General features: G+C 69.8%; 4 protein-coding genes and 2 pseudogenes. 2 read left to right on the plus strand and 4 right to left on the minus strand.

What is annotated here, in order from left to right; all coding sequences use genetic code 11:
- Together A5713_RS23915 and A5713_RS23920 are read left to right on the plus strand one after the other, a co-directional pair.
- Positions 1-266, plus strand: a pseudogene (locus A5713_RS23915) (hypothetical protein); the annotation flags it as partial.
- Positions 263-709 (plus strand): ferritin-like domain-containing protein, encoded by a 447-nt coding sequence (locus A5713_RS23920; RefSeq protein WP_067924867.1) that lies wholly within the window; start codon positions 263-265, stop codon positions 707-709. The pseudogene A5713_RS23915 and the gene A5713_RS23920, both read left to right, overlap by 4 nt.
- Positions 710-728: 19 nt before the next feature.
- Here the strand turns inward: A5713_RS23920 and A5713_RS23925 are convergent, their stop codons facing one another.
- From A5713_RS23925 to A5713_RS23940, 4 genes and pseudogenes are all read right to left on the minus strand, one after another.
- Entirely contained in the window at positions 729-2,477 is a 1,749-nt protein-coding gene (locus A5713_RS23925) for a proline--tRNA ligase (protein WP_068098642.1), read from the minus strand.
- Positions 2,478-2,638: 161 nt separating this feature from the next.
- Entirely contained in the window at positions 2,639-4,231 is a 1,593-nt protein-coding gene (locus A5713_RS23930) for an MFS transporter (RefSeq protein ID WP_067924872.1), read from the minus strand.
- Between the two features lie 33 nt (positions 4,232-4,264).
- Positions 4,265-5,470, minus strand: coding sequence for a uroporphyrinogen-III C-methyltransferase (cobA, locus tag A5713_RS23935; protein WP_068098644.1), 1,206 nt, complete (start codon positions 5,468-5,470; stop codon positions 4,265-4,267).
- Between the two features lie 81 nt (positions 5,471-5,551).
- A pseudogene (locus tag A5713_RS23940) lies at positions 5,552-5,796 on the minus strand (cobyrinate a,c-diamide synthase); the annotation flags it as partial.

The following is a 5,796-nucleotide window of genomic DNA, read 5'->3' on the forward strand; positions in this document are numbered from 1 at the left end:
CCGGTGCGACGGTGCGCCACCTGCTAGACATGAGGTCGGGCATCACGATCTCCGAGAACTACGCCGACCCGGCCGCACCGGCCGGCCCACCGCCGCCCCCGCCGCCGGTGTCCGACGTCATCAACGCGCTGCGCGCCTCGGCGGACAGCGCCAACCGCCTGGTGGCGGGCGAATCGGGCTACCGGGCGGGGCTGCTGGCCTCGATCATCGCGTCCTGCACGGCGTCGTACACGGTCGCCCTGGTGCCCGGGGGCCCGTCGATATGAGCTCCGGTAAGGACGCCGACAACGCGGCACTGTGCGACGCGCTGGCCATCGAGCACTCGACGATCTACGGCTACGGCATGGTGTCGGCACTGTCGCCGCCGAGCGTGAACGGCATGGTGGTGGAGGCCCTGGCCCAGCACCGCCAACGCCGCGACGACGTGATCGCGATGCTGACGGCGCGCAAGGTCAACGCGCCCGTCGCCGCCGCCGGTTATCAGTTGCCCCTGCTGGTGGGCAGCGCGGCGGACGCGGCGCGCCTGGCCGCGCGGATGGAGAACGACGGCGCGTCGGCCTGGCGGGTGGTGATCGAGCACGCCGAGACGGCCGACGACCGCGCGTTCGCCGCGACGGCCCTGACGCAAAGCGCCGTGATGGCCGCCCGATGGAACCGCGTGCTGGGCGCCTGGCCCATCACGACGAGTTTCCCGGGCGGAAACGACTAGCGCCGCAAGGCTTTTCGCCCTATCCGGCCAGGGCGGCCGCGAGGTCGGTGGCCAGCGACGGCCCGGTGGCCAGCTCGCGGGTCTCTCCGGTGAAGCGGTCGCGCAGCTCCACCACGCCGTTGGCCCAGCCGCGGCCCACCACCAGGATCCAGGGCACGCCCAGCAGCTCGGCGTCTTTGAACTTGACCCCGGGCGACGCCTGCCGGTCGTCGAGCAGCACGTCGACCCCCAGCCGGTCCAGGTCGCCGGCCAACGAGGTGGCCCCGGTGCGGGCGTCGGCGTCCTTGTTGGCGATCACCAGGTGGACGTCGAACGGCGCGATCGCCGGCGGCCAGCGCAGGCCCAGCTCGTCGTGGTGCTGCTCGGCGATCACCGCCACCATCCGCGACACCCCGAGGCCGTAGGAGCCCATGGTGAGCCGCACCGGCTTGCCGTCCTCGCCGAGCACGTCGGCGGCGAACGCGTCGGTGTATTTGCGGCCGAGCTGGAAGATGTGTGCGATCTCGATGCCCCGCGCCGAGACCAGCGGGCCGGCGCCGTCGGGAGACGGATCACCGTCGCGCACCTCGGCGGCCTCGATGGTGCCGTCGGCGGTGAAATCCCGGCCGGCCACCAGGCCGACGACGTGCCGGCCCAGTTCGTCGGCCCCGGTGATCCAGCTGGTCCCGTCCACCACACGCGGGTCGACGAGATAGCGAACGCCGTTCTCGCGCAGCGCCTTCGGTCCGATGTAGCCCTTCACCAGGAACGGGTACCCGGCGAAGTCGGCGTCGTCGAGCAGCGCGTAGTCGGCCGGTTCCAGCGCCGCGCCCAGCCTCTTGTCGTCGACCTCGCGGTCGCCGGGCAGGCCGATGGCCAGCAGTTCCCACTCCCCGCCGGGCTGGCGCACCTTGAGCAGCACGTTCTTCAGCGTGTCGGCCGCGGTGACGGTGCGACCGAGGTCCGCCTGGTTGGCCCAGTCCACCAGGGTGGCGATGGTCGGGGTGTCACCGGTGTCGTGGACCACCGCCTCCGGCAGCCCGTCGATGGGTTTGGCCTCCGGGCGGGCGGTGATGACCGCCTCGACGTTGGCCGCATACCCGGACTCCAGGCAGCGCACGAAGGTGTCCTCGCCGACCGGGCTTTCGGCCAGGAACTCCTCGGACGCGCTGCCGCCCATCGCTCCCGAGACCGCGGACACGATCACGTAGCGGACCTGCAGCCGGTTGAAGATGCGCTGGTAGGCCTCCCGATGCGCGTGGTAGGCGGCCTTGAGCCCGGCGTCGTCGATGTCGAAGGAATAGGAGTCCTTCATCAGGAACTCGCGCACCCGCAGGATCCCCGCGCGGGGCCGCGCCTCGTCGCGGTACTTGTTCTGGATCTGGTAGAGCAAAACCGGAAAGTCCTTGTAGGAGCTGTATTCACCCTTGACGGTCAGGGTGAACACCTCTTCGTGCGTCGGCCCGAGCAGGTAGTCGTTGCCGCGGCGGTCCTTGAGGCGGAACACGCCGTCGCCGTATTCGGTCCACCGGTTCGTCGTCTCGTACGGCGCGCGCGGCAGCAGGGCGGGGAACAGGATCTCCTGCCCGCCGATCGCGTCCATCTCCTCCCGGACGACGGCTTCGATCCTGCGCAGCACCCGCAGGCCCAGCGGCAGCCAGCTGTACAGCCCGGGCGCCACGGGCCGGACGTAGCCGGCCCGGATGAGCAGCTTGTGGCTGGGCACTTCGGCGTCGGCGGGATCGTCGCGCAGGGTGCGTAAGAACAGCTGGGACATCCGGGTAATCACAGCGGGCCAGCCTAACTGGTCGAGGGTTCGTCGATCGCGGGCGCACGGCCGTCAGGGGACGAGGTGAATCTTCAGAAATTTGATATCGCCGGCGCTATCAAATCCGGCGAGCACCACATGGTTCCCGACGCGCGACAACGCGCCACGGCATGGGCGGTGAGCTACAGCTCGCCGGCGTCGATCGCTTCCTTGACCTCTTGTGCGTGGGCGACCTGTGCCGGCGTGTAGCCGATCAACAGCGCCGCAGCGCCGACAATGACGGCCACTCCGGCCACCCACAGCAGGCCGTAGGTATAGCCCTGGTCGAGCGCATGCAATTGCAGGTCGTTCATGATCTTCACCGGGCCGGTGGTGCCGCCCATGTACAGCGTGCGCGAGGTGATCACGGCCTGGATGACCGCCAGCACCAGCGGGCCGCCGAGGCTCTGCAGCATCAGCGCGATCGCCGAGACCGGGCCGATCTGGTCGAAACCGACACCGGCGATGGCCGCCAGCGTCAGCGGGACGACGCAGATGCCGATGCCGATTCCGCCCACGATGATGGGGAGCACCAGGTTGGGGAAATAGGGCACGCCGCGGTGCATGAACGCCCAGCCGTAGAGCATCGCCCAGAACAGCAGAATCCCGCCGCCGATCGTCAGCACCCGGGGCGAGAACCGCGACACCAGTTGCGAAGAGACGCCCAGGCCGATCCCCATCGCGATGACGAACGGGATGAAGCCGACCCCGGCGCGCAGCGCGCTGTAGCCGAGGATGTCCTGCACGTACAGGCCGATGCAGACGGTCAGGCTGAACATGAGCCCGCCGGCGAGGAAGATCGCGGCGAAGGTGACCAGCCGGTTGCGGTCGCGGAACAGGTCGAAGGGCACGACGGGGTTTTCGGCGGTGCGCTCCACGACGATGAAGGCCAGCGCCGCGGCCATGGCCACCACACCGGAGCCGACGGTGGTGATCGACACCCAGCCCTTCTCCGGCCCCATCGAGAAGGCGAACACGGCGGCGGTGCAGGCCAGCGTGGCCAGCATGGCCCCGGTCGCGTCGAGCTTCATCCGCTCGCGGTTGGTCTCGCGCAGCGCGGTGCGGGCCAGGTAGATCATCACCAGCCCGATCGGCACGTTCACCAGGAATGCCAGCCGCCAGGACACCTCGGTCAGCGCTCCGCCGACCACCAGGCCCATCACCGACCCGATCGCGGTCATCGCGGCGAACACGGCCGTCGCGAAGTTACGCGCCGGCCCCTTCGGGAATGTGGTGGCCACCAGCGCCAGGCCCGTCGGCGAGGCGATGGCGGACCCGACCCCCTGGGAGAGCCGGGCGATCACCATGGTGGCCTCGTCCCACGCCACCGCACACAGCACCGAGGAGATGGTGAACAGCGCGACGCCGACGATGAAGGTGCGCTTGCGCCCGATCGTGTCGCCGAGCCGGCCACCCAGCAGCATCAGCCCGCCGAAGGTGAGGACGTACGCGGTGATCACCCAGCTGCGGCCGGCGTCGGACAGGCTCAGCTCGTTCTGGATCCGGGGCAGCGCGACGATGGCGACGGTGCTGTCCATGGTCGCCAGCAACTGCATGCCGCCGATGGCGATCACGGCCGCGATGAAGCGACGCGAAGGCAGCCAGGCCGGATAGTACTTGCTGACGCGAGTGGAGGCGGTCTCCGCCGGGCGCGTGGCGCGCTCCGGGGCCGGACGATCGGGGCGCGCGGCGGTGAAGTTCCGCACCGCGCGCTCACTGTCGTTGAGGGCCGTCATAAAGGGTTACCTTACAGTAATCTTAAGATCCGTTTAAAGCCCGAAAGCCGCCACCGGCCCGATCACGATGATCGCGGGAGGTCGGATGCCCTCGGCCCGAATCTTTTCCGGCGTGTCGGCCAGGGTGGCCCGCAAAGTCTGCTGAGCAGCCGTCGTGCCGCGCTGCACCACCAGCACCGGCGTATCCGCAGGTCGACCGCCTTGTATCAGCGCTTCTGCGAAAAGCTCGATGCGTTCGACGGCCATCAGCAAAACAATGGTGCCCGTCAAGGCGGCCAGCGCATTCCAATTCACTAACGATTCGGGATGTCCAGGCGCCAAGTGGCCGCTGACCACGACGAATTCGTGATTGATGGCCCGATGCGTGACCGGCACACCGGCCAGCGCGGGCACCCCTATGGCACTTGTCACACCCGGCACCACGGTGACCGGGATCCCGGCGTCGGCGCACGCGAGCACTTCCTCGTACCCGCGGGCGAAGACGAACGGGTCGCCGCCCTTGAGGCGTACGACGAACTTCCCGGACCGGGCGCGGTCGATCATGACGTCGTTGATCGCGTTCTGCGCCATCGCCCGCCCGTAAGGGATCTTGGCCGCGTCGATGACCTCGACGTGCGGGGGCAGCTCGGCCAGCAGTTCCGGCGGCGCGAGCCGGTCGGCGACGACGACGTCGGCGTGGGCCAGCAGGCGGCGTCCGCGCACCGTGATCAGTTCGGGGTCGCCGGGGCCTCCGCCCACGAGCGCCACCCCACCGCGCACGACGTCGGAGCTCGCGGCGCTGTCCGTGGCGATGAGCCCGGCCTGCAACGCCTCCCGGATGGCCGAGCGGATCGCCGCCGACCGGCGGTGCTCACCGCCGGCGAGCACCCCGACCGACAACCCGGCATAGCTGAAGGACGCCGGTGTCACGGCCGTGCCCTCCACGGCGATGTCGGCGCGGACGCAGAACAGGTGGCGGCGTTCGGCCTCGGCGACCACCGCCGCGTTCACCTCGGGATCATCGGTGGCGGCGATCGCGTACCAGGCGCCGTCCAGGTCGCCGTCGCGGTATTCGCGCAGGGACAAGGTGATTCCGCTCATCACCTCGACCGACCTGGTGGCGCTGCGGGAGATGACGTGGACGTCGGCCCCGCTGGCGATCAGCAGGGGCAACCGGCGCTGGGCAACCGTGCCGCCGCCGACGACGACGACCTTTTTGCCGGCCAGCCGCAGTCCAGCGAGGTAGGCGTTCTCGGTCACCGGGCAAGCCTAGTGGTTGGCGCTGTTGGCCCCGCGAGCGTGACGGCACTGCGAATTTCGGCGCGATTTTTCGCGGAGTGGTTACGCTCGCGCCGTCGCGGCGTGCGCGACGAACCGCGCGACGGCCCCCGGCGCCGCGGCCGGATGGGTGTGCAGGTAGGAGGCGTGCACGCCGGCGTGCACCACACCGTCCCGCACGGCATCGGCGTCCGCGCCCCGGTACACCCAGGCGGGCTGGTAGCTGTCGCTGAAAGTGACTGCGGTCCGGTGGAATTCATGCCCCACCGCCCGCTGCCCGGCGGAATACAGCGATGAATCGGCCACCG

It is taken from the genome of Mycobacterium sp. E2497 (genome assembly GCF_001668695.1).
Classification (GTDB): Bacteria; Actinomycetota; Actinomycetes; order Mycobacteriales; family Mycobacteriaceae; genus Mycobacterium.